This window comes from Pseudarthrobacter leeuwenhoeki (genome assembly GCF_055412885.1).
The window spans coordinates 81666-103045 of sequence record NZ_JBVAYY010000014.1 but is presented as its reverse complement, the minus strand read 5'-3'; the positions used below and the strand labels follow the sequence as shown (position 1 = coordinate 103045).

The window sequence follows — 21380 nt, the reverse complement described above, 5'->3', positions numbered from 1 at the left end:
TGTTTACCTTGTTTCTGCCTCCGACGGTAGCAAGGACCGTGGCAAGACAACGCCTCACCTGCCCCCGAGGTGAGATTTCGCGCCCATGTTTGTCCAGAACATGGGCGCGAAGTCGGACCTCGGCGCTGCTGGCAGCGGCCGGGACCCCGCGGTTACATTCCCTGCCGGCGGATAGGGTGGAGGGATGGAGATCATCCGCTATGCCGAGCTGAAAGCCCACCCCTGGCGCAACGGCGGCGGGGTGACCCGCGAACTGGCCAGCCGTCCCGCGTCCGCCTCACCGGAGGGCCCCGCGGCCGCCGGGTGGGACTGGCGGGTGAGCATCTCCGAGATGTCCAAGGCCGGCGGCTTCCCGGCGTACCCCGGCATGGACCGCGTCCTGACCGTGGTGGAGGGCGAACTGCTGCTGCTGAGCGTCGACGGCGCCGAGCACCCGCTCGAGAAGTACCGCCCGTTCCGTTTCTCCGGCGACGCCGCTGCGTCCGGGGCGCTGCCGACGGGCGACATCCGCGACCTGAACGTCATCACCCGCCACGGCGTGTTCAAGGGCTACACCTCCATCATCGAACTCTCCAAGAAGCGGGCGCATCCCGTGTTCGAGGGCCAGCTCGGGATCCTGCTCCAGGGCCAGGCTGCGGTCACCCCCGGCACCGCAGGCGACCATCCGGACGTGCCGTCCGGAGGGGAGCCGGCCGCGGGCTCCCCGGGGACGCAGAGGCACGAGCCGACGACGCTCGCCCGCTATGACGCCGTCGTCGGTTCCGATACCGGCACCCCCGAGATCCTGGGCCGCGGTTTCCTGGCCGTCGTGTCGATCGACCCCGCCGCGGATTAGTCCTCGGTCACCTTCACCCGTGTGGCGCCGATCCCCACCGAGTCCTCGGACAGCCGCTGCGCGAGCCAGATCGGCACGATCGAGACGACGATCAGGACGACGGCCACGACGTTGACCACCGGCGCCTGGTTGGGCCGGAAAAGGTTCTGCAGGATCCAGATCGGCAGGGTGGTGTCCCCGGCACCGATGGTGAACGTGGTCACGATGATCTCGTCGAAGCTCAGCGCGAAGGCCAGCAGGCCGCCGGCCAGCAGCGCGGAGCGGAGCTGCGGGAACGTGACCAGCCGGAACGTGGTGAACACGCCGGCGCCCAGATCCGCGGACGCCTCCTCCAGGCCGCCGTGCATCCGGCGCAGCCGCGCAATGACGTTGTTGAACACGGTCACCATGCAGAAGGTGGCGTGCGCGATCACGACGGTCCACATGCTCAGCGAGACACCCAGAATGGTGGTGAACATGTTGTTCAGGGCGATGCCGGTCACGATGCCGGGCAACGCGATCGGCAGGATCACGAGCAGGCTGATGACGTCCCGGCCGAAGAACTTGTAGCGCAGCAGGGCCAGCGCCAGGAGCGTCCCCAGCACCAGCGAAATGATGGTCGAGACCAGCGCCACCCAGAGCGAGGAAACCACGGCCTCGCGGACGCCGGTGGAATCGATGGCCCGCCCCCACCACTCCAGGGTGAACCCCTTCGGCGGCCAGCCGAACGTCCGGTCCGCGTTGAAGGAGTTCACCACCACCAGCAGCAGCGGCAGGTAGATGAAAAGGAACACCAGCGCGGTGACGACGCCGAGGATGACTTTGGCGCTTCGGGAGAGTCTCATGGTGCTCCTGCCGCCTGTTCCGGGCTAAACGCCGCCACTGTTTACAGGCTGTTGAGGGCGCCGGAGCGCCGGACAATGAAGAGGTACAGCGTGATAATCGCGATCGGGACCAGCGAGACGGCGGCGGCGAACGGCAGGTTGTTCGCGGCCCCGACGTTCGCGTAGACCACGGTGCCGAGCATTTGGGTGGTGCCGCCGACGATCTGGGCCGTGATGTAGTCCCCCAGCGAGAGCGAGAACGTGAAAATCGTCCCGGCAATGACGGAGGGGACCAGCAGGGGGAACATGACCAGGCGCATGGTGGTCAGCGGTTTCGCGCCCAGGTCCCCGGAGGCCTCGAGCAGCGAATCGGGGACCCGGTCGAATCCCGCATAGATCGGCAGGATCATGAACGGCAGCCAGATGTAGGCCAGCGTCAGGATCACGGCGGTTTCGCCGTACCCCGGGGATTCCAGCCCGATCGGGGTCCCCAGCCACTCCAGCAGCCCGCCGTCGGCGAGCACGTTCCGCCACGCGTAGGCCTTGACGAGGTAGCTGGCCCACAGCGGCATCAGCACGGCCACCACCAGCAGCTTCTGCCAGCGCGGGCTGGCCACCTTGGCGATGAAGAAAGCCATGGGCAGCGCCAGGACCAGGTCGATCAGGGTCACGGCGATGGCGATCCACAGTGTCCGCAGCGTGATCCGCTGGTAGACCGGATCGGTGAGGACCGTCACCACGTTTTCGGTGGTCCAGACCGTGGACACCTCGCCGGTGAAGGTGTCCACGGTCCAGAACGCGGTGATCAGCAGCGCGGCCAGGGCGGCGATGTAGACGAGCACCAGCCAGCCGGCGGGGGCGGTCACCAGCCCCGCCAGCCGAAGGTTCGGCGAGCGGTGGAGCAGCGCCGAGAACCTGTGGGCTTTGGGCCGGGGCACGGCGGCAGCTGCCGGCGGCGCCCCGGGGACCGGGTGCTGCGTCTGGAGCGTCATGTCAGCCCTTGATCTCCGTCCAGGCCTTCGTCCACTCCGAGTAATCCGTGCACTTGACGTCCGTGCGGCCGTCCAGGCATTCGGCCACCGGGGTGGTCCAGTACCAGATCCGCTCCGCGTAGGCCTCGTCACCGGAGTGGAAGGTCTCGCAGTGCGCCTTGTCCTTGGTCAGGTCGCAGGCCTTGGGGTTGGCCGGCGATTCGCCGAAGTACTCCGCCACCGCCGCGTTGGCCTCGGGGCTGGCGATGTAGTCCAGCCACAGGTAGGCGCAGTTCTTGTTCTTGGACTCCGAACTGATCATCCAGGTGTCCGACCAGCCGGTGGCGCCCTCTGCGGGGAGCAGCGTCTCCACGTTGGTTCCGTTCGCGACGGCGATGTTGGCGCCGACCTGCCACGTGGTGCCGACCACCGTGCTGCCGCTGGCGAAGGCCTGGACCTCCTTGACGACGTCGCTCCAGTACTCACCGACGTGCTTGCGCTGCTCCTTGAGCAGTTCAACGGCAGCCGCGAGCTGGTCCTTGTCCAGCGCGTAGGGGTTCTTGATCCCGAGCTCCGGTTTCTTGGCCATCAGGTACACGGCGGCGTCGGCGATGTAGATCGGCGAATCGTAGGCGGTGACCTTTCCGCTGTGCTGGGCGGCGTCGTCGAACACGGCGCTCCAGGAGGTGGGTGCCGGGGTGACGGTGTCCGCGGAGTACATCAGCAGGTTCGCTCCCCAGCCATGGGGCATCCCGTAGTTCTTGCCGTCCACGGTGTTCCAGGCCTTGTCCTTCAGGAACGGGTACACATCGGCGTAGTTCTTCAGCAGGGCCATGTTCACGGGCTCCACGTCGTTGCCGGCAATGAGCCGCAGGGAGGCGTCACCGGAGGCCGAGACAACGTCGTACTGGCCGGTGCGCATCAGGGTCACTGCTTCGTCCGAGGTGCCGAAAGGCTTGAAACTCACCTTGCATCCGGTCTGGTTTTCGAAGGGCGTCACCCAGTCGACGGCGGGGTCGTTGCTGCCGTCCTCGACATAGCCCGGCCAGGCGAGGATGGAGAGCTGGCCTTCGCCCTGGCCGATTTCTGATTTGACCGGCTGCGGGGCCGGGGTGGCCGATCCCCCGCCGGTGGTGCCGCAGCCGGCCAACGCGAGCGCTGCCGCCGCGGCCACCCCGACCACGAGGGAGGCCCTATTCCTTGATGCCATGATCCTTACCTTTCGTTGTGGGGGTGAATCAGAAGCTGGTTCCGCGTGGCTGTGCACGACTGAAGCGTCAGGAGCCGCCGGGCGGCAGCCAGACGGCGGCGTCGTCGTCCCAGCTCACCGTGACGCGCCGGTCCAGCAGTTCCGCGTCGCCGCCGGGCAGCGTCTCCGGGGCGAGAACGACGACGGCGGGACCGTCGTCGAGCTGCACCCGCACCTGGGTGGCGTGCCCCACGTAGACGAGGGAGGTGACGGTTCCGGGGCGGGAGGTGACGCCGGCGCGCGGCTCCGGCGCCGCCGTCCAGGACAGGCGCAGCCGTTCCGGACGGATGCAGACCTGCTCCGCGCGGCCGTAGAGTTTCCGGGCGTGGTCGGCGTCGAAGATATTGGAGGTGCCGACGAAGTTGGCCACGAACGCACCGCGCGGGCGCTCGTAGATCTCGTGCGCCGTGCCGATCTGTTCCAGGCGCCCGTTGTTGAAGACGCCGATCCGGTCGCTCATGGTCAGGGCCTCCTCCTGGTCATGGGTGACGAAGATGAAGGTGATGCCGAGCGAGCGCTGCAGTTCCTTGAGTTCGACCTGCATCTGCTGCCGGAGCTTGAGGTCCAGGGCGCCGAGCGGCTCATCCAGCAGCAGGACCTTCGGCTGCACCACCAGTGCCCGGGCCAGGGCCACCCGCTGGCGCTGGCCGCCGGAGAGCTGGGCGGGCTTGCGTCCGACGAACTTCCCCAGCTGCACCCGTTCCAGGGCTTCGCGGGCCCGTTCCTGGCGCTCCTTCCGGGGCATGCCGCGCACGCGCAGGCCGTAGGCGACGTTGTCGATGAGGGACATGTGCGGGAACAGGGCATAGTCCTGGAAAACGGTGTTGAGGTCCCGTTCGAAGGGCGCCATTGAAGTGACGTCCCTGCCCTCGAGTTCGATGCTTCCGGCGGTGGGCAGTTCGAAGCCCGCGATCAGGCGCAGGACGGTGGTTTTTCCGGATCCCGAGGGTCCGAGCATGGAGAAGAATTCGCCCTGGCGGATGTCCAGGTCCACGTTGTCGACGGCGACGGTGTCCCCGAAGACTTTGGTGAGTTTCCGCAGCCGGATCGCCGGAACGGCGTCCGTTTCCGCCGGTCTGCCGGCGGCGAGCGTTTCGGTCATGGGGTGCGCCTCACTCCGTTGCCGGATCGTCGTAGATGCGACGCAGCGGGATGTGATCCAGGCCACAATGGGCTGCTGGGCCAAATACTATTACTCCATAGGTTTTGTGTATAGACCCCCACGGAAGCCCGGATTAGGATGGCATCAACCGGGCGCCGGCAGCCCCCGGCGCCCGCCCCCGGATGCCCGCTCCCGGATACCGGGACGCGACACCAGAAACTGCCAGGGAGGCCCGGATGCTGCTGACACCGCAGGGCGCTTCCCGCAGCCTGGCGGCCGTGTTCACGCCGATCAGGTCCCGGGGCCTGGTGGACGAGGTGTGCGGCCGGATTGAACAGGCGGTGGAAACCGGGCTGCTCACCAGCGGGCAGCGGCTGCCCAACGAGACCGAACTCGCCGCCGCCCTGGGCGTCTCCGCGGTGACCGCCCGCGAGGCCCTGTCCCAGCTGCGGACCGCGGGCATCATCCGCACGGCACGTGGCCGCAGCGGCGGAAGCTTCATCGCCGATGACGTCCTGCCCTCTCGGGAACGCGCCCTGGGCCAGTTGCGGGAACTGACCCGGCTCCAGATCAGTGACCTGGGGCTGCACTACCAGGCCATCGCCGCCGCCTGCGCCAGCGTCGCGGCCCGGCGCTCCGACGCCGCGGACATGGCAACCCTGCGCTCCTTCATCCCGACGGCGGAGGCGGATCCGTTGCACTGGCGGCTGGCGCTCTCGGAGTTCCTGCTCGAGGTGGCCGCCATCGCCCGCTCGGCCAGGCTGGCCCGGGAACTGATCCGGCTGCAGGCCGACCTGGGCACGCTCACGCTGCTGCCGTGCACCGACTCCGGCTACCGCGCGAGAACCACCGGACTCCTCAAGGAGGTCGCGGCCGCCATCGAGGCCCACCAGCCGGCCGCCGCGGAAGCCGCGGTGAAGGCGCTGGTCGCCGCCACCACGGACTGGCTGCTGGCCGAGCAGTCCAAACGTTACTGACCACCCGGTTCCTTCGAGCTAAGGCAGAGACCCCCGATGGCTGAAACCACCGCCTCCCGTGACACCACCACCTTCCATGCCCGGGAACTCGACGCCGCCATCACCGGGATCGAGGACCGGCTTGCGGCGTGGGCCGCGGACACGGGAACCGCCCTGGCCGCGCTCTCCGGCAAGGTCACCGGCACTGCCGTGGACAAACTCATCCGGCCGGTGGTCGAGGAACTGGTCCGGACACCCGACGGATACGTTGCCGGGGCAGGGTTCCTGGCCAACGCGGGACTGCTGGGGCCCGAACGCAGCTACATCGCCTGGTGGCAGGGCGAGGAGCTGGAGCACGTGGATGCGCTCGCCAACTTCAGCCCCAACTCCATCAGCCGCTACGTCAGGTCCGAGTGGTTCCGCATCCCGGTGGAAACCGGCCAGGCCCACGCGACCGGGCCGTACGTGGATTTCCTGTGCACGGACGAATACGTCCTGACCTTCACGCACCCGGTCTTCTGCCGCGCGGACGGTCCGGTGGTGGGCATTGTGGGAATGGACGTCACCGTGCAGCGGCTGGAGCGCGGCGCCATGCCTGCCCTGCGCCGGATCGGCGAACGGGCCACCCTGGTCAACCCGGACGGCCGCGCCATCGTCTCGGCCGCCCCGGACATCGCGGCCGGAGATCTCGCCGCCGCCGCGGAGGGCTGCAGCGTCCACCCCGCTGGAAGGAAGTTCCGGATCTGGAGCGCAGCCACCGCACTCTGACCCGGTGCGCTGCGACGCCGGCCGGGGGTTCGCCTCTCGGCGGGGGCGTTGCTAAGCTGGAGTGAGGGCCCGTCTGAGGGGCCTCCGGACGACGGTTCAGTACCCGGCACGCGACAAGACTGGCCACAGGAGCTGTTATGTCGTGGATAATTCTCGTAGTTTCCGGGTCGCTGGAGGCCGTCTGGGCTGCGGCCCTGCACCGCACCGCACAGACCACGGGCCGCCGACGGATTGCACCGGCCGCCCTTTTCCTCGTGTCCGTACTGGCCAGCACCGGCGGTCTCGCGATCGCCATGCAGTCCATCCCGACCGGCACCGCCTACGCCGTGTGGGTGGGGGTCGGCGTGGTGCTGACCTCCGCCTATGCCATGATCACCAAGGTGGAGCCCGCGACCGCGGCGCGGTTCCTGCTGCTCGGCGGGATCGTCGCCTGTGTGGCCGGCCTGAAGCTGGTGGCGTGACCATGGCCGCAAACCGCACGCCGAACACGGCAACCAAGGCGCCGGCCGCCACCCTGGCCTGGCTCATTCTGCTCGCCTCCGCCGTGCTGGAAGCGGTCTGGGCCACGGCTCTGGGCCTGTCCGACGGTTTCACCCGCCCGCTGCCCACCCTCGTGTTCGCGCTGACCGCGTCGCTGAGCATGGCGGGCCTGGGCTGGGCCGTGAAAAGTATCTCGCTGGGCACGGCCTACGCCGTCTGGGTGGGGATTGGAGCGGCCCTGACCGTAGGCTGGGCGATGGCGACCGGCGTCGAACCGGCCAGTCCGCTGAAATTGTTGTTCATCGCGGGGATTGTGGGCTGCGCGGCCGGGCTGAAGCTGCTGCCGGCGACGAAACAGGCAGCGGAACCGGCGTCGGAGGCACAGCAGCCGACTTCCCCCGCGGGAACTCCCCACGTTTGAGGCAGTACGACGGCGTGTACCGGCGACGCGCCGTCGGACCGGCCATGCAGTATTCAAAGGTGGGGAGAATCCAGCGCCGACGCCGGAATAGCTGCGCGTCCGCCGGAGTTCTTGGCTGGGACGGCAATTCCGGCAGCGAATAGGAGACCAAAGATGAAGGCAGCGACAGTCCTGCTCGGCGACGGTTTGATGGTCAGTCCCTTGGGGTTCGGCGGTATGGCCCTGACCCCGGTGTACGGGGAGGTTGATCCGGCCCAGGCCCTGCGGACCCTGCACCACGCGGTGGATGCCGGGGTCAGCTTCATCGACACGGCAGACATCTACGGGGGCGGCAGCAACGAGGAGCTCATCGCCCGGCTCCTTAAGGAACGCCCGGGCGAGGTGCAGCTCGCCACCAAGTTTGGCCTGGTGGGCACCCCGGCCACCGGCTACTCAGATATCCGGGGTGACGCCGCGTATGTGCGGCAGGCCGTCGACCTCAGCCTGCAACGGCTGGGTACCGACACCATCGACCTGTACTACATGCACCGCCGCGACCTCCGCGTTCCGATAGTGGAAACCGTGGAGGCCATGGCGGAGCTGGTGCAGGCCGGCAAGGTGCGCCACCTTGGCCTGTCTGAGGTGACGGCCGGGGAGCTGCGTGAAGCCAGCAGCATCCACCCGATCGCCGCGGTCCAGAGCGAGTGGTCGATCTGGAGCCGCGATGTGGAGCACAACGTTGTTCCTGCCGCGGCCGAGCTGGGGGTGGGGTTTGTGCCCTATTCGCCGCTGGGCCGGGGATTCCTCACCGGCACCGTGGACGCGTCGAAGCTGGACAGCAACGACTTCCGCCGCAACATCCCGCGCTTCGCCGAGGCTGCACTTGATGCCAACCAGGGTGTGGTCGCGGCCGTGCAGTCCGTGGCGGCTGATCTTGCCGCCGCCGGGCAGGCTGCAACTCCTGCCCAGGTGGCTCTGGCCTGGCTGCTTGCTCAGGGCCGGAAGCTGGGGCTGCCCGTGGTCCCCATTCCCGGCACCCGCAAGGCGGACCGGATCGACGAGAACCTCGGCGCTTTGACGCTCGACTTCACCGCAGCCCAACTGACGAAACTCGACGCCGCTGCGGATGCCGTCGTCGGCTCCCGCTCCGCGGACCCCAACTGGGTGTCCCAGGGCCGTGAATAGCGTCTTTCGTAGACTGAAGCCCATGGACTCGCTCATTCACTCACTACGTGAGATCACCATCCGCCGCATTTCGGTCAGCGAGATGGACAACAACGTGTATCTGCTCACCAGCAAGGTCTCGGGCGCGCAGCTCCTGATCGATGCGGCCGATGATCTGGCCGCCATCCAGGGGCTGCTTGCCGACGCCGCTGCGGATTCCTCCGCGACGCCGAAGCTGGCGCTGGTTGCCACCACCCACCAGCACTGGGACCATGTCCGTGCACTGCCGGGCCTGGTGGCGGCCACCGGGGTGAAGACGGCGGCCGGGACGGATGATGCCCCCGAGCTGCCGGTGCCGGTGGGTGTGCTGCTGGATCACGGGGACGTCTGCACCCTCGACGGCTTCGACGTGACGGCAGTGCACCTGCGCGGCCATACCCCGGGATCGATCGCGCTCGTGTACCAGGACCCGGCAGGCCCGGCGCACATTTTCTCCGGCGACTCGCTGTTCCCTGGAGGCGTGGGCAACACCCAGAACGATCCGGACCGGTTCGCCCAGCTGATCAGCGATGTCAGCGAGCGGCTGTTCGGGGCGTATCCGGATGACACCGTGGTGCATCCGGGCCACGGGACGCCGACCACCCTGGGCGCGGAACGCCCGCACCTGGAGGAGTGGCGCGCCCGCGGCTGGTAGGTCTCAGCCTTTTTATGCGGCGTTTTCGGACAGCCGCCGCGCTATCGGACGGCCGCCACGGGGAACCCCATAGCGGCCGTCCGATTGCGCAGCGGTAAACCGAAACCTTAGCGGCTGCGGCGTTCGTTCGACGCCGGGGCGGACGCCCGGCGGGGGCCGCCGCTGCGTGCCGGACGGCCTTCGCCGGAGCGGCCGTTGCCGCCGCCTGCGTAGGATCCGCCCGAGGTGCCGCCGGTGTTGGAGGACCAGACAGCCGAGTTGCCACCGGCGTTGGCTCCGGTCTTGCTTCCAGCGGGCTTGGCGCCGGCAGCTGCACGCTGGCCCGTTGCCGGACGCCCGCCGCGCTGGCCACCGGTTGCGCCGCCCGTGCGGGGAGCCCCGCCGCTACGGGGTGCGCCGCTGCGGGGAGCCGAAGCGCCGCGGGAGTCGCTGCGTCCTTCTGCGGCGCGGCCGTCGGAACCACGGCCGGCCGAGGCGCGGCCACCGGCAGCCGGAACATCGTTCCGGTGCGTGCCATAGGAAGTTGAGCGGCTGCGGGTGCTGCGGCGCTCGGCGCGCTCGGCATCCTGCCGGTCCTCGTTGCGCTCGATAACCCGCTCTGCGGCGTTGCGCGCAGCGGCCTGGCCTTCGTAGGCCACGGCACGACGCTCGGCACGCGGAAGATCGGTGCGGGGAGCCTCGGCTCCGACGCGTCCGCGTCCGCCACGGCCGCCCCGGCCACCCGCAGTGGGTGCAGCCTGGGTGGTGCGGCGGGCGCGCTTGCGCTCGGCGTTGGCGCCCGTGGAGCTGCCGCCGCCCTGGTTGGACTTGGCGGCCAGCAGTGCGGCGCGGGTGCGCGGGTCGATCTTGTCGGCCATTTCGCCGACCAGCTGTGCAACCAGCGGGGAGTTGGCGGTGACGCGTTCGAAGTTGACGTCAACGCCGGCAGCCTTCATGAGCTTCTTGACGTCGGACTGCTGCTCCGGCAGGGTCAGCGTGACCACTGTGCCGTCGGAACCTGCACGGGCGGTACGGCCTGAGCGGTGCAGGTAGGCCTTGTGCTCTGTGGGCGGATCCACGTGGATGACCAGCTCGACGTCGTCGACGTGGACACCGCGGGCGGCGACGTCGGTGGCCACCAGGACGCGGACCTCACCGGAGGAGAACTCGGCGAGGTTACGGTCACGGGCGTTCTGCGAAAGGTTGCCGTGCAGGTCGACGGCGGGGATGCCGGCGTCCGTGAGGGTCTTCGCCAGCTTGCGGGCGTGGTGCTTGGTGCGCATGAAGAGCACCCGGCGGCCGGCACCCGAGGCGAGCTCGACGATCAGCTGCTTCTTGACGGTCTGGTCGTTGACGACGAGCACGTGGTGCTCCATCGTGGTGACCGCGGCCTGTGATTCGTCCACGGCGTGGGTCAGCGGGTTGGACAGGTAGCGCTGGACGATCTTGTCCACGCCATTGTCCAGGGTGGCGGAGAACAGCATGCGCTGGCCCTGGCTCGGGGTCATGTCCATCAGCTTCTTGACCACGGGGAGGAAGCCGAGGTCGGCCATGTGGTCGGCCTCATCCAGCACGGTGATCTCGACGCCTTCGAGGGTCAGGACGCGCTGGCGGATCAGGTCCTCCAGGCGGCCCGGGCAGGCGATGACGATGTCGACACCGGCGCGCAGCGCCTTTTCCTGGCGGGCCTGGGAAATGCCGCCATAAATAACGGTCGTGTTCAGGCCCATGGCCTTGGCCATCGGCTCGATGGTCGCGTTCAGCTGGGTGGCCAGCTCACGGGTCGGCGCGAGGACCAGGCCCATCGGGCGGCCGGGCTTGCGGAAGTGCTTGGCTTCCCGCTCAGCGAGTCGTGCTACAAGCGGGATGGCGAAAGCAATGGTCTTGCCCGAGCCGGTGCGGCCACGGCCCAGGACGTCGCGTCCGGCCAGGGTGTCCGGCAGGGTCTTGACCTGGATGGGGAACGGTTCAACGATCCCCTGGGCGGTAAGGGTGTCGGCGAGGGCCTTGGGCGTGCCGAGGGCAGCGAAAGTAGTCATATATTTCAAAGGTCTTTCAGGCGGTATCCATGCGGATATCGGCCCCCGGTGCCGGTTGGCCCAGGGGTTCGCCGAAGAAAAGTCAGGTGATCAACCGGCCAGCTGCCAGCTAAGGGCGGCGGCCGGGACCAAATAGAACGCGTTCATCGACGCAGGATGTGCCTCTCACATGAAAAAATCCCACTCCCTGCAGGCGGATTCCGGAAGGAAACCATCAGGGGAACCGGTTGATGAACCGGACCGATCATTCAAGACCAAAGTGGGCATCACTGCACATCAAGTTCCTTCAGTCTACCATCCGGCGGAGCCAGGGCCGTTTTCTCCCGCTCAGGGCACCGGGCTGGGTGCCTGGAACAGCGGGGCGTACGACGCCGGCACCGCGGGCGTTGAGGGCACCGCGGGCACCGCGGCCTCCGGAGCTGCCGGGTCAGGATTGGCTGCCGGCACTGCTGCCCGCCGGATCACCAATGTCCCGGCGTCGATCAGCCGCCGGATTCCGGTGCGCCCGTCCAGGATCCAAAAGAGGTCCGTGGCCGCCACAGTCCGGATTACCTCGCCCCGGTGGACGAGTCTGCCGTTATGCCACGCTTCAATCCCGTCCCCCACCGACAGCTCCTCACACGATAGAACCTGCTGCGCAACCTCTGCAGTCATGGCCTGCTCCTTCCTCAGATCAGGATGCACCCCAGCGTCATTCCGTTCTCCGGCTCCAGCCTCCTCCACCGAGGTTTCGAGCGCATTTCCGGGCGGTGATCTTCGTGTGTCGATTTTCGGGTGCAGCCGTTATGCCGGTGTCCCTTGGAGCCTTCCCCTGCCATGATGTGGGAAACGGCCCCACAACCCGACACCCCCAGACCGGCGAGGACAACGATGACCGATCACGAGCACCACACGCACGCCGAGCACCCCGAGCACGACAGCACTGTCGGTGCGGCCCAGGTGTGGGACGAGAAGTACCGCAGCCGGGCCAAAATTTGGAGCGGCGAGCCGAATCCGCAGCTGATCGCCGAGGCTGCGCACCTTCCTCCCGGGACGGCGCTTGACCTGGGCTGCGGCGAGGGCGCGGACGCCATCTGGCTCGCCAGCCGCGGCTGGAAAGTCACCGCCGTCGACGTCTCCGCCGTCGCGCTGGAGCGGGCCGGAGCGCACGCGCAGGAACGCGGCCAGAGCAGGAACATCACCTGGGTGCGGCAGGATCTCGCCACCTGGGTGCCCGGCGAGCTGTTCGATCTGGTCACGGCCCAGTTCCTGCACTCCACCGTGATGCCCTGGCAGCAGGCCCTGCAGCTGGCCGCCGCGGCGGTGCGGACCGGCGGCACACTGCTGATCGTGGGCCACCACCCCGACGGGCTGCCGCCGTGGGGGCAGCACCATGATCACACCCAGGAGAGGTTCTACACGGCGGAGCAGCTGGCCCGCGAGCTGGGGATCGAGGAGCCCGAGTGGCGGATCGACGTCATGGACACCCGGCACCGCAGCGCCACCGGGCCCGACGGCGAGGCTGCCGCACTGACGGACGCCGTACTGCGCGCCACCCGCCTCGCCGCCCACTGAGCGAAGCGCCCGCCAGGTCCGCCAGGGTCCGTGGCTGCGGCGACAGCACCTGATCCGGCGGTCCTGCGCCGACCTCGCCGGTAACGGGCAGGGCCGTGCGTGGCCGCAGGACCTATCGTCGCACCGCGACCCTCGGTGCGACGGCCACCGCTGCGACGCCGATCACCACCGTCAGGGCGAAGACCCCGGCGAAGGATGCCGCCGTCGTCGTCGGGAACGCGGCGAAGATAAGGCCCGTGGTGGCGAGGGACAGCGCCCCGCCGAGCGAATCGGCAATAGACATCGCCGAGCTGTTGAAACCCTCGTTTTGCTTGCTGGATAGGGCCAGGGTCATCACGCTCAGGCGCGCATACAACAGCCCCATGCCGCCTCCGGCGAACACCCAGGCGGTGATCGCGACGGCGGCCGGCCAGTTAAGGACCGTGGTCACCAGCACCAGGACGACGGCGCCGAGAACGAGGGCCGCACCGATCCGGACGGCGCGGCGGTGGTCCAGGCGCGTCCCGAGCCGGCCCTGGACCGCCGAGCCCACGGCCCAGGAGACGGCTCCGCCGGTGAGCGCCAGGCCGGCGAAGGTGGGCGAGAAATCGTAGCGTTCCACCAGCAGGTACGGCAGGTACACCTCGGCGCCGAAGAACGCGGCCGCGGCCAGGCCGCGGGTGAGGATGACGCTGGGGAGGCCGCGGCGGGCGGACAGGGTTCCCCGCGGCACGAGCGGGCGGACGGCGGTGAGGGCCACGGCGACGGCGGCCACGGCCACGATCCCGCCGGCCACCGGGAGCCGGGCGGAGAGGTTCAGGCCGAGCACGGCGAGCGCCGCGAGCACCGCCCACGCCAGCCGTGCGGAGCCCGAGGACTTCCGCGGCGCAGAAGTGGACATGTCCCCCGCTGCGGCGGGCTCCCGGGATCCGCCGTCGGGCGTGCCGTGCAGCCCGCGCAGGGCCGGCATCACCATCAGCAGGGCCGGCACCACGAGCCCCACCACGCCGAGGAACACCCAATGCCAACTGACCAGCTGCGCCACCAGACCGGCGGCGACGGGGCCCACCAGCGAGGGAATCACCCAGGCTGCGGAGAAGGCGGCGAAGATCTTCGGGTGCAGCACGGGCGGATAGACCCGGGCGATCACCACATACAGCGCCACCGTCATCGCGCCGCCGCCCAGGCCTTGGACCAGCCGGCCGGCCACCAGTGCGGGCATGGTCGCCGCTGTTCCGGCGATCAGCAGGCCCAGCACAAACAGGGCCACGGCTGCGTACAGCGGCCCCACCGGGCCGCGCCGGTCGGACCAGTTGCCGGCGGCCACCATGCCGATAACGCCGGTCGCCAGGGGGCCGGCGAACGCCAGGGCGTACAGGGCGGCCCCGTCCAGCTCCCGGCTGACCAGCGGCATGATCGTGGTCACCGCCAGCGATTCGAACGCGACCAGGAACACGAGGGCACACGCGCCCAGCGTCACCAGCACATAGTCGCGGTGGAAGATGCCGGCTGAATCCAGAGTCGGAGCGGGGACGGGACGGGGCAAGGTCGTGGCCTGATCGATAGTTATGGACGGAACCGTGAAGCCTCGGCCGGTGTTGAGGTCAAGCCCTCAGGCCGGACGTCGGGTCCCGGCGGAGCGGGGATGTTGCTCAAGGGGAAGCATGCCACAGCCGACGGCCGGGGCGCACCCGCAGAAGACCGGGCCTGCCCCCACCAATGTCAGGCCAAAGTGCCCTTCTGGGGATTCCCTGCTGAAACGTAGCCTGTGGCCTACAAGTCAAGGGGGCCTGCGATGTCCACTCGGGCAGTTGAGACAGTTGGAATCTTCCGGGCATCGCCGGCGGCGAGGGGCAGGCGGCGGATTGCCCGCGTCGTGGCGGCCCTGCTGGCGATGCTGGCCATGGGGGGATGTTCCTCCGGGTCCCCGTCGCCGGGCGGGCCGACGGCGGCGGCTCAGTCCCCTTCGTCCAGCACCGCTTCACCGGCGGGCGTTCCGGACAGGGTCTACACAGACCTGGAGCTTATGGCGATCATCAACGCCGTGGCCCAGAACCGCCAAATGCAGGGCGGGGCAATGGACTCCCAGCGCCTGCGCAGCGCGGTGGGGGCGGACGCCGGACCCCTCCCTGCACTGCAGACGACGCCCGGTGATTGCGTGGTCTTCGCGCCCCGGAGCCCGTTCGCCGTCTGGGCGGACAAGAGCGTGACCATGGCGGAGGGCGCGATCCCGATCGCGGCACAGTCGGGGCCGACGACGACCATCACGTTCACGCTCCGGAGCGCGGGAAAGGACGCGATCTCCGAGGCCGACTTCAACTACACGGACGAATTAGCTGCCCGCTGCGGCCAGTTCGGTCTCGCCTTCACGGAGTACGGCAAAACCTCGACGCACGCAGTCCAGCTCCTCAACGCCCCGCCTGCCGGGGAGAGGAGGTTCGCGTGGATGCAGAACCCCGAGCCCCGCCAGCCCGAGGGCTTCGGCTCGGTCGGGCTCCAGGTGCTGGCGGGTACGCTCTCCGTCAGCCTGACTCTTCCCGTCGCCGAACTGAACTCCGGGGCCGATGCCCGGCCGGCCCTCGATTCCATGGCCGCACTGGCCCAGGAGCTCATCGACCAGGCTGCGCAGCACCCTCCGTCAGTCGCGGCGGCTCCGCCGAACTCCCGCACCCCTGACGATCTCGTGGGCCTGCTCAAGGGCATCGAGGGACCGAACGGGAACACGGTGGAAAGGCCGGGCGCCACCGTCATTGGCGCTCAGCGGCCCGGCGCGGATCCCGGCACTGCGTCGCAGGCGCCCCAGGCTCCCTGCACCTACAGCGACGCTTCCTCCTTCCCGCCAGGCTCGACGGTCGGCCAGGGACAGATCCAGGGTTCCAACAAAATGGGCTCCGTGACCCTTACGGTGGCCAGCATGCCGACGACGGCGACGCAGCCGTACCCATTCGACGCCCTTGCCGCTGCTCTTCGGGACTGCGCGACCATCCAGGAGGGCCTGGGCGGCAGCACCCGCCCGTGGTCGGACCTTAAGCACCCGGGCGTGGACATCGCCGCGGACTCGAGTTACGCCGTCGCCTACCAGCTCTCCGATGGGACCGGCGAGCGGCACGTCTTGGTCGGGGCCCGGAAGGGAACGTTGATTGTTCAGAGCAGCGTCATTAAATTCACGGACGCCGAGGTGCAGTCCGGCGCCGAAGGGCTCGCAGCCATGATCGGCCAGGTCTTCGCCAGGGCCGGCCTGTAGACGCGGCGTCGCCGGCGGGCGACTCCGCCGTCAGCCGCCGATGAAGCGGTTCCGCCCGGCGCGGTAGCCGAACACCGCGGCCAGCGATCCGACCACCAGGAAGAGGACACCCGCCGCCGTGAAAGAGCCCGTGGCCTGGTGCAGTTGGCCGACCATCAGGGTGCCGGTGGAACCCACCCCGTAGCCGACGCCCTGCATCATCCCGGACAGGTGCGCGGCGGTGTGGCCGTCCAGGGTGCGGACCATGATCATGGTCAGCGCGACGGCGGTCAGGCTGCCCTGGCCCAGGCCCAGCAGCCCGGTCCACAACCAGATCAGCTCCAGCGGGCCGAAGATGCTCAGCGCGAAGCCTCCGCCGGTCATGAGCGCCACCACGGTGTTGATCGCGCGCTGGTCCCGGAGCCTGGTGGCGAGCGCCGGGGCGAACAGGGACCCCAGCATCTGCAGCAGGATCGAGACGGAGACGATCACTCCGGCCGTGCCGCCGTCCACCCCGCGTTCGCGCAGGATCGGGGCCAGCCAGGCGAACACGCTGAAGGACATCATCGCCTGCAGCACCATGAACAGGGTCACCTGCCAGGCGACGGCTGAGCGCCACACATTCACTCCGCCGTGCGCGCTCTGGTGCCTGCCGTGGCGCTGCCGGATGGCCAGCGGCAGAAAGAGCAGAAGAACGACGCCGGCGGGCAGCGCCCAAAACTGCAGCGCCGCGGTCCACTCCCCCGTCGCGCTAAAGACCGGATAGGTGAACCCTGCGCCGAGGGCTGCGGAGGCGCAGATCGCGGTGGTGTAGAGGCCGCCCATCAGGCCGAGCCGGTGCGGGAAGTCACGCTTCACCAGCCCGGGCAGCAGCACGTTGCAGAGCGAGATCGCGGCACCGCAGGCCGCCGTCCCTGCCAGCAGGGCAGGGAGGTGCCCGGCGTCCCCGGCGCTCAGGGGCCGCAGCAGCAGTCCGGCCGTGAGCACCGCCATCGCGCCCAGCAGCACACGCTCGGCACCGAAACGGCGGGCCAGGACAGGAGCGAGCGGGGCGAAGACCCCGAGCAGCGTGACCGGTACCGTGGTGAGCACGACGACAGCCCAGCCCGGCAGCCCGGCGTCGGCCGTCACTTCGGGCAGGACCGCAGAGAAGCTGGAGAAGACGGTGCGGAGGTTCAGACCGATCAGGACCAGGCACACGCCCAGGTAGGCCAGGGCGCGGCGGCTGCCGACCCGGGTGGGTTCCGCCGCGGGGACGTCGTCGATCTCGGCGTCCACCAGCAGGCCGGGGCGGTCGTCGATCCCGGCGCCGGTGCCGGTGGAGTTTTGGGAACTTTTCGGTATGGTCACGGACCCCATTCTGGCAGGCTCCGTGGCAGCGGCGGTGCCACCAGCACCCGGGCCGGCGATGCTGCCCGCCCGGGCGGACGCCGGGACTCCACTATTCTGGAAGGGATGAGTGAATCCCCAGAATCCCCCGAAACGCCGCAGCCCTCGCGCCCGGTGACCCCCGGCAGCCAGGCCTCCTTCGGCACCTATGGAGGCCGTCCGGTCAGCTTTGTGCGCCGCGGCACCCGCCTGCAGGGCCGCCGGCAGGTGGCGTGGGAGGAGCATTCTGACCGCTGGGCCGTCGAGGTACCACGCCACATCGCCAACACCTCGGTGCACCCGGACTACGTCTTCGACGCTGAAGCCGATTTCGGCCGCAAAGCCCCGCTGATCGTGGAGATCGGTTCCGGGCTCGGGGACGCCGTGTGCCACGCCGCCGAGGAGCACCCGGACAAGGACTTCCTCGCGGTGGAGGTCTATACCCCGGGGCTGGCCAACACGCTGATCAAGATCAACAGCCGCGGCCTGAGCAACGTCCGCGTTGTGGAGGCGAACGCCCCCGAGGTGCTCGCCACCATGCTGCCGGCCGGTTCCGTCACGGAATTGTGGGTCTTTTTCCCGGACCCGTGGCACAAGTCCCGCCATCACAAGCGCCGCCTCATCCAGCCGGCCTTCGCCGACCTCGCCGCCCGGGCCCTGAAACCGGGCGGACTCTGGCGTATCGCAACGGACTGGTCCAACTATGCCGTCCACGTGCGCGAGGTCCTGGCCGATTCCGCCGACTTCGAGAACCTGCACGACGGCGAGCGCAGCGGCGCCGAGAGCCCCCTCACCCAGGTGTGGGAATCCGGCGTCGAGTCCCTCGTGGGTGGGGCCCCCGTCAAGGAGGGCCGCGCACCCGTGAGCACCGAACACACCGGACCCAACGAGGGCATCGATGAGACAGGCGGCTGGGCGCCGCGGTTTGACGGCCGGATCCTGACGAGTTTCGAGAACAAGGCGCATGAGGCCGGCCGGCTCATTTTCGACCTCAGCTACCGCCGCCGCTGAGCGCACGGCTGAGGTGATTTGCCGTCGCAGGATCCGGACCGGCAGCAGTGCTGTTCCCGGCGGGTTCGGCGTGGCACGATTAGCTCAGAGGCATGAACCGGGAAGAACGGCGGCCCGGCGGCACCACCGCGTCATGTGAAGGACCGATCATCAAAAGAGAACTGAAGGACGCAGCGGACGCGGCCGAGGACATCACCAACTCGCCGGCGCTTGAGTTTGCGGCGCGGGCCGGGTTTGCCGTCAGCGGCGTCCTGCACCTGCTGATCGGACTGGTCGCGATCCGGCTTTCCCTGGGCGGCCAGGGCGATGCCGACGTCAGCGGCGCCGTGGCGCAACTCGCCCAGCAGCCGGCCGGGCCGGTGCTGCTGTGGAGTTCCTTCGCGGCGTGTGTCGCCCTCGCCGTGTGGCAGACCAGCGATGCCATCTTCGATTTTGAGCACCTTCCGGCGAAGAAAAAGGTTGCGAAGAAGGCCAAAGCCGTTCTCCAGGCCGTGGTCTATGCCGGGCTCGCCGTGACCCTGGCATCCTTCGCGATCGGTGCGGGCAAGGACCACAGCAGCTCAACCAGCGACCTCACCATCGCTGTGATGAAAGCCCCCGGCGGCTCTCTGCTCCTGCTCGCGGTCGGCGCGGGAATCGCAGTGGCCGGCATCGTCTATGCCATCCGCGGCTTCCGGCAGTCCTTCGCCGAGCACCTCCGGCTCCCCGCCTCGGCGAAGGCCAGGATGGCGGTGACCGTGCTCGGCGTCGTCGGCTACACCGCCAAGGGCATTGCCCTGCTGCTGGCCGGCCTGCTGATCATCATCGCCACCGTCAACGCGCACCCCGAGGAATCAACCGGGCTCGACGGCGGGCTGAAAGGCCTGCGCGACCAGCCCTTCGGCATGTACATGCTCGCCGCTGTCGGCATTGGCCTGATCTGTTACGGCATCTTCATGATGGTGCGGGCAAAACTCGCCAAGATGTAGCTGCCCGGCCATGCCCAGCCCGGAACTCCGCCCCGCCGCCCCGGGGTCCTCTTATGTCCTGTCCGGAACACTGATCTCGGACGGGCACGCCACTGCTGATTCCGTCGTCGCGGTGGCCGACGGCCGGATCGCCTATGCCGGGCCCGGGCGCGGGTTCGACGCCGCAGGTTTCCCGGGCGCACGGGAACTCACCCTTCCGCCGGGCAGCTCGATCCTCCCCGGACTCATCGACCTGCACTGCCACGGCGCGGCGGGCGGCGGCTTCCCCACCGGCGACAGCCCCGCGTGCCGCGGCGCCGTCGGCTTCCTGCACCGCAACGGAACAACGACGCTGCTGGCCAGCCTTGTAACGGCGCCCGCGGAGGAACTCCTCAGGGGAATCGGGGTGTTGAGACCGCTGGCGGAGGAGGGGCTCATCGCGGGCATCCACTCCGAGGGCCCGTTCCTCTCCCCGGCCCGCTGCGGGGCGCAGAACCCGGAGTGGCTCCGGACCCCGGACCTTGAGCTGCTCCGCCGGCTGCTGCACGCGGCCGGCGGCACGCTCAAGACCATGACCTATGCCCCCGAACTGCCCGGAGCCAGCCGGCTGGTCAGCATGCTCGCCGGGCACGGCGTCACGCCGTCGCTCGGCCACACCGACGCCGACGCCCGCACCACCGCAGACTCCCTGACCGGCGCGGCAGAATCCCTGCGGGCCGGCGGAAACGGAGCGGGCCGCCGGCCCACGGTGACGCACCTGTTCAACGGGATGCCGCCGCTGCACCACCGGAGCCCCGGACCTGTGGCAGCGTGCCTGCGCCTGGCGGCCCAGGGCACCGTCGCCGTGGAACTTGTTGGCGACGGCGTCCATCTGGACCCCGATACGGTACGGATGGTGTTCGAACTGGTCGGCGCCGACAACATTGTCCTCGTCACCGATTCCATGGCGGCGGCCGGCCTGCCCGACGGCGAGTACGAGCTGGGCCCCTCCGCCGTGGCGGTGCACGGCGGCGTGGCCGCGCTGAAGAGCAACGGGGCCCTCGCCGGCGGCACGAGCACGTTGCTCGAAGTGGTCCGGAAGACCATCGGGGCCGGGGTGGCGCCCGAAGCCGCGGTTAAGGCGGCGACCCTGGTTCCGGCGGGGATCCTGGGCCTTGAAACGGAGATCGGCAGCCTGAAGCCAGGCATGCGCGCCGACATCGTGGCTGTCGATAGTGACTTCGGGCTGGCCGCGGTCCTGCGCGGCGGCCAGCCCCTGCCCCGCGCCGCCGGAGTCAGGGCCTGAAGTCGTCGTGGACCACGACGCGCGAGAGCTCAATCGATCCGTCCGGCAACCAGGTTTGCCTCTGCAGCTGGATGGTGGGCGCGTTGTCGAGGGAGCATTGTAATGCCGGGCGCCTCAACCGGCCTGTGTTACGTTTTTCTTCGTATTACGTCGGCCCAGGTCGAAGGATAAATAAGGGCAAACCCGGCGCAATCCGGGGACGCAAAGCCACGGGGCCCACGCGGTCAGCCGGGCCGCCGAGCAGCAAAGGTCTCCCATGATGTACAGACTTATTCGACCACTAAGGTCACAGCTACGAAGTTCCGGAAATCTTTCCGGACTTACCGGCCACCGCTCTGAGACCGAAAATCCCTTACCGGACAGTGAGTGTCAAACACTCTGATAAGTCCAGGCCTTTGGCTGCCTTACCATTCCGGAGCCGGGAATGCCGGTGGCTTTTTCGGTAAAGCTGGGTGAACTGGGAGGCATCCGGGCCTGGAGTTTCGCCTTCGTGGAAACGCATGCCCGACCATTCCAGGTGTTGCGGTGGTGCAGGCGCCGCCCGAACGGAACGGTCGCATTCTCGGATGCGAT

General features: G+C 69.0%; 20 protein-coding genes and 2 riboswitches. Of the genes, 12 read left to right on the top strand and 8 right to left on the bottom strand.

Annotation, left to right across the window (positions count from 1 at the left end; all coding sequences use genetic code 11):
• The first annotated feature begins 184 nt into the window (after window positions 1-184).
• A complete protein-coding gene (locus ACZYX4_RS13900) occupies window positions 185-835 on the top strand; it encodes a HutD/Ves family protein (RefSeq protein WP_463876835.1) in 651 nt (216 codons plus the stop codon).
• Here the strand turns inward: ACZYX4_RS13900 and ACZYX4_RS13895 are convergent.
• The 4 genes from ACZYX4_RS13895 to ACZYX4_RS13880 form a co-directional block, all read right to left on the bottom strand.
• Window positions 832-1659 (bottom strand): ABC transporter permease, encoded by an 828-nt coding sequence (locus tag ACZYX4_RS13895; RefSeq protein ID WP_463876833.1) that lies wholly within the window; start codon window positions 1657-1659, stop codon window positions 832-834. The two genes, ACZYX4_RS13900 and ACZYX4_RS13895, sit on opposite strands and share 4 nt — an antisense overlap.
• A 41-nt stretch (window positions 1660-1700) precedes the next feature.
• Window positions 1701-2630 carry an ABC transporter permease gene (locus ACZYX4_RS13890; RefSeq protein WP_463876831.1) on the bottom strand — a complete coding sequence of 310 codons (930 nt, stop codon included), beginning with the start codon at window positions 2628-2630 and terminating at the stop codon, window positions 1701-1703.
• 1 nt (window position 2631) lies between these two features.
• A complete protein-coding gene (locus ACZYX4_RS13885) occupies window positions 2632-3819 on the bottom strand; it encodes an ABC transporter substrate-binding protein (protein WP_463876829.1) in 1188 nt (395 codons plus the stop codon).
• A 67-nt stretch (window positions 3820-3886) separates the two neighbouring features.
• A complete protein-coding gene (locus tag ACZYX4_RS13880) occupies window positions 3887-4960 on the bottom strand; it encodes an ABC transporter ATP-binding protein (protein ID WP_463876827.1) in 1074 nt (357 codons plus the stop codon).
• Between the two features lie 236 nt (window positions 4961-5196).
• Here ACZYX4_RS13880 and ACZYX4_RS13875 point away from each other — a divergent pair, with 236 nt between their 5' ends.
• The 6 genes from ACZYX4_RS13875 (at window position 5197) to ACZYX4_RS13850 (ending at window position 9422) form a co-directional block, all read left to right on the top strand.
• Window positions 5197-5937: a FadR/GntR family transcriptional regulator gene (locus ACZYX4_RS13875; protein ID WP_463876825.1), complete on the top strand. Its 741-nt coding sequence runs from the start codon at window positions 5197-5199 to the stop codon at window positions 5935-5937.
• 36 nt (window positions 5938-5973) lie between these two features.
• Window positions 5974-6684 carry a cache domain-containing protein gene (locus ACZYX4_RS13870; RefSeq protein WP_463876823.1) on the top strand — a complete coding sequence of 237 codons (711 nt, stop codon included), beginning with the start codon at window positions 5974-5976 and terminating at the stop codon, window positions 6682-6684.
• 62 nt (window positions 6685-6746) lie between these two features.
• Window positions 6747-6812: riboswitch (guanidine-III (ykkC-III) riboswitch) on the top strand.
• 9 nt (window positions 6813-6821) lie between these two features.
• On the top strand, window positions 6822-7145 hold the full coding sequence (locus tag ACZYX4_RS13865) for a DMT family transporter (RefSeq protein WP_463876821.1): 324 nt from the start codon (window positions 6822-6824) through the stop codon (window positions 7143-7145).
• A gap of 2 nt (window positions 7146-7147) precedes the next feature.
• A complete protein-coding gene (locus ACZYX4_RS13860) occupies window positions 7148-7585 on the top strand; it encodes a DMT family transporter (protein WP_463876872.1) in 438 nt (145 codons plus the stop codon).
• Window positions 7586-7738: 153 nt separating this feature from the next.
• A complete protein-coding gene (locus ACZYX4_RS13855; RefSeq protein WP_463876819.1) occupies window positions 7739-8749 on the top strand; it encodes an aldo/keto reductase in 1011 nt (336 codons plus the stop codon).
• A 22-nt stretch (window positions 8750-8771) separates the two neighbouring features.
• Window positions 8772-9422 (top strand): MBL fold metallo-hydrolase, encoded by a 651-nt coding sequence (locus ACZYX4_RS13850; protein WP_463876817.1) that lies wholly within the window; start codon window positions 8772-8774, stop codon window positions 9420-9422.
• 107 nt (window positions 9423-9529) lie between these two features.
• Here ACZYX4_RS13850 and ACZYX4_RS13845 read toward each other — a convergent pair whose 3' ends face one another.
• Together ACZYX4_RS13845 and ACZYX4_RS13840 are read right to left on the bottom strand one after the other, a co-directional pair.
• Entirely contained in the window at window positions 9530-11440 is a 1911-nt protein-coding gene (locus ACZYX4_RS13845) for a DEAD/DEAH box helicase (RefSeq protein ID WP_463876815.1), read from the bottom strand.
• 327 nt (window positions 11441-11767) lie between these two features.
• Complete coding sequence (locus ACZYX4_RS13840; RefSeq protein ID WP_463876813.1) at window positions 11768-12094, bottom strand: hypothetical protein; 327 nt, start codon at window positions 12092-12094, stop codon at window positions 11768-11770.
• A gap of 216 nt (window positions 12095-12310) precedes the next feature.
• Here ACZYX4_RS13840 and ACZYX4_RS13835 point away from each other — a divergent pair, with 216 nt between their 5' ends.
• Window positions 12311-12994: an SAM-dependent methyltransferase gene (locus tag ACZYX4_RS13835; protein ID WP_463876811.1), complete on the top strand. Its 684-nt coding sequence runs from the start codon at window positions 12311-12313 to the stop codon at window positions 12992-12994.
• Between the two features lie 112 nt (window positions 12995-13106).
• On the opposite strand, the gene ACZYX4_RS13830 is transcribed toward ACZYX4_RS13835, so the two are convergent.
• Window positions 13107-14519: an MFS transporter gene (locus ACZYX4_RS13830; RefSeq protein WP_463876809.1), complete on the bottom strand. Its 1413-nt coding sequence runs from the start codon at window positions 14517-14519 to the stop codon at window positions 13107-13109.
• A gap of 249 nt (window positions 14520-14768) precedes the next feature.
• Here ACZYX4_RS13830 and ACZYX4_RS13825 point away from each other — a divergent pair, with 249 nt between their 5' ends.
• Complete coding sequence (locus ACZYX4_RS13825) at window positions 14769-16217, top strand: hypothetical protein (RefSeq protein ID WP_463876807.1); 1449 nt, start codon at window positions 14769-14771, stop codon at window positions 16215-16217.
• Between the two features lie 30 nt (window positions 16218-16247).
• Here the strand turns inward: ACZYX4_RS13825 and ACZYX4_RS13820 are convergent, their stop codons facing one another.
• Window positions 16248-17555, bottom strand: coding sequence for an MFS transporter (locus ACZYX4_RS13820; protein WP_463876805.1), 1308 nt, complete (start codon window positions 17553-17555; stop codon window positions 16248-16250).
• 96 nt (window positions 17556-17651) lie between these two features.
• On the opposite strand from ACZYX4_RS13820, the gene trmB reads away from it, so the two are divergent.
• From trmB to nagA, 3 genes are all read left to right on the top strand, one after another.
• On the top strand, window positions 17652-18575 hold the full coding sequence (trmB, locus tag ACZYX4_RS13815; RefSeq protein ID WP_463876803.1) for a tRNA (guanosine(46)-N7)-methyltransferase TrmB: 924 nt from the start codon (window positions 17652-17654) through the stop codon (window positions 18573-18575).
• 92 nt (window positions 18576-18667) lie between these two features.
• Window positions 18668-19543 (top strand): DUF1206 domain-containing protein, encoded by an 876-nt coding sequence (locus tag ACZYX4_RS13810; protein WP_463876801.1) that lies wholly within the window; start codon window positions 18668-18670, stop codon window positions 19541-19543.
• A gap of 10 nt (window positions 19544-19553) precedes the next feature.
• Window positions 19554-20807, top strand: a complete 1254-nt coding sequence (gene nagA / locus ACZYX4_RS13805) for an N-acetylglucosamine-6-phosphate deacetylase (RefSeq protein WP_463876799.1) — start codon at window positions 19554-19556, stop codon at window positions 20805-20807.
• A 166-nt stretch (window positions 20808-20973) separates the two neighbouring features.
• Window positions 20974-21048, top strand: a riboswitch (cyclic di-GMP riboswitch).
• Window positions 21049-21380: the final 332 nt, after the last annotated feature.

What these genes read in the sequence shown, in the direction of transcription:
- ACZYX4_RS13900 (WP_463876835.1), top strand. Translation starts at nt 185, where the DNA reads ATGGAGATCATCCGCTATGCCGAGCTGAAAGCCCACCCCTGGCGCAAC.
- ACZYX4_RS13895 (WP_463876833.1), bottom strand. Translation starts at nt 1,659, where the DNA reads ATGAGACTCTCCCGAAGCGCCAAAGTCATCCTCGGCGTCGTCACCGCG.
- ACZYX4_RS13890 (WP_463876831.1), bottom strand. Translation starts at nt 2,630, where the DNA reads ATGACGCTCCAGACGCAGCACCCGGTCCCCGGGGCGCCGCCGGCAGCT.
- ACZYX4_RS13885 (WP_463876829.1), bottom strand. Translation starts at nt 3,819, where the DNA reads ATGGCATCAAGGAATAGGGCCTCCCTCGTGGTCGGGGTGGCCGCGGCG.
- ACZYX4_RS13880 (WP_463876827.1), bottom strand. Translation starts at nt 4,960, where the DNA reads ATGACCGAAACGCTCGCCGCCGGCAGACCGGCGGAAACGGACGCCGTT.
- ACZYX4_RS13875 (WP_463876825.1), top strand. Translation starts at nt 5,197, where the DNA reads ATGCTGCTGACACCGCAGGGCGCTTCCCGCAGCCTGGCGGCCGTGTTC.
- ACZYX4_RS13870 (WP_463876823.1), top strand. Translation starts at nt 5,974, where the DNA reads ATGGCTGAAACCACCGCCTCCCGTGACACCACCACCTTCCATGCCCGG.
- ACZYX4_RS13865 (WP_463876821.1), top strand. Translation starts at nt 6,822, where the DNA reads ATGTCGTGGATAATTCTCGTAGTTTCCGGGTCGCTGGAGGCCGTCTGG.
- ACZYX4_RS13860 (WP_463876872.1), top strand. Translation starts at nt 7,148, where the DNA reads ATGGCCGCAAACCGCACGCCGAACACGGCAACCAAGGCGCCGGCCGCC.
- ACZYX4_RS13855 (WP_463876819.1), top strand. Translation starts at nt 7,739, where the DNA reads ATGAAGGCAGCGACAGTCCTGCTCGGCGACGGTTTGATGGTCAGTCCC.
- ACZYX4_RS13850 (WP_463876817.1), top strand. Translation starts at nt 8,772, where the DNA reads ATGGACTCGCTCATTCACTCACTACGTGAGATCACCATCCGCCGCATT.
- ACZYX4_RS13845 (WP_463876815.1), bottom strand. Translation starts at nt 11,440, where the DNA reads ATGACTACTTTCGCTGCCCTCGGCACGCCCAAGGCCCTCGCCGACACC.
- ACZYX4_RS13840 (WP_463876813.1), bottom strand. Translation starts at nt 12,094, where the DNA reads ATGACTGCAGAGGTTGCGCAGCAGGTTCTATCGTGTGAGGAGCTGTCG.
- ACZYX4_RS13835 (WP_463876811.1), top strand. Translation starts at nt 12,311, where the DNA reads ATGACCGATCACGAGCACCACACGCACGCCGAGCACCCCGAGCACGAC.
- ACZYX4_RS13825 (WP_463876807.1), top strand. Translation starts at nt 14,769, where the DNA reads ATGTCCACTCGGGCAGTTGAGACAGTTGGAATCTTCCGGGCATCGCCG.
- ACZYX4_RS13820 (WP_463876805.1), bottom strand. Translation starts at nt 17,555, where the DNA reads ATGGGGTCCGTGACCATACCGAAAAGTTCCCAAAACTCCACCGGCACC.
- trmB (WP_463876803.1), top strand. Translation starts at nt 17,652, where the DNA reads ATGAGTGAATCCCCAGAATCCCCCGAAACGCCGCAGCCCTCGCGCCCG.
- ACZYX4_RS13810 (WP_463876801.1), top strand. Translation starts at nt 18,668, where the DNA reads ATGAACCGGGAAGAACGGCGGCCCGGCGGCACCACCGCGTCATGTGAA.
- nagA (WP_463876799.1), top strand. Translation starts at nt 19,554, where the DNA reads ATGCCCAGCCCGGAACTCCGCCCCGCCGCCCCGGGGTCCTCTTATGTC.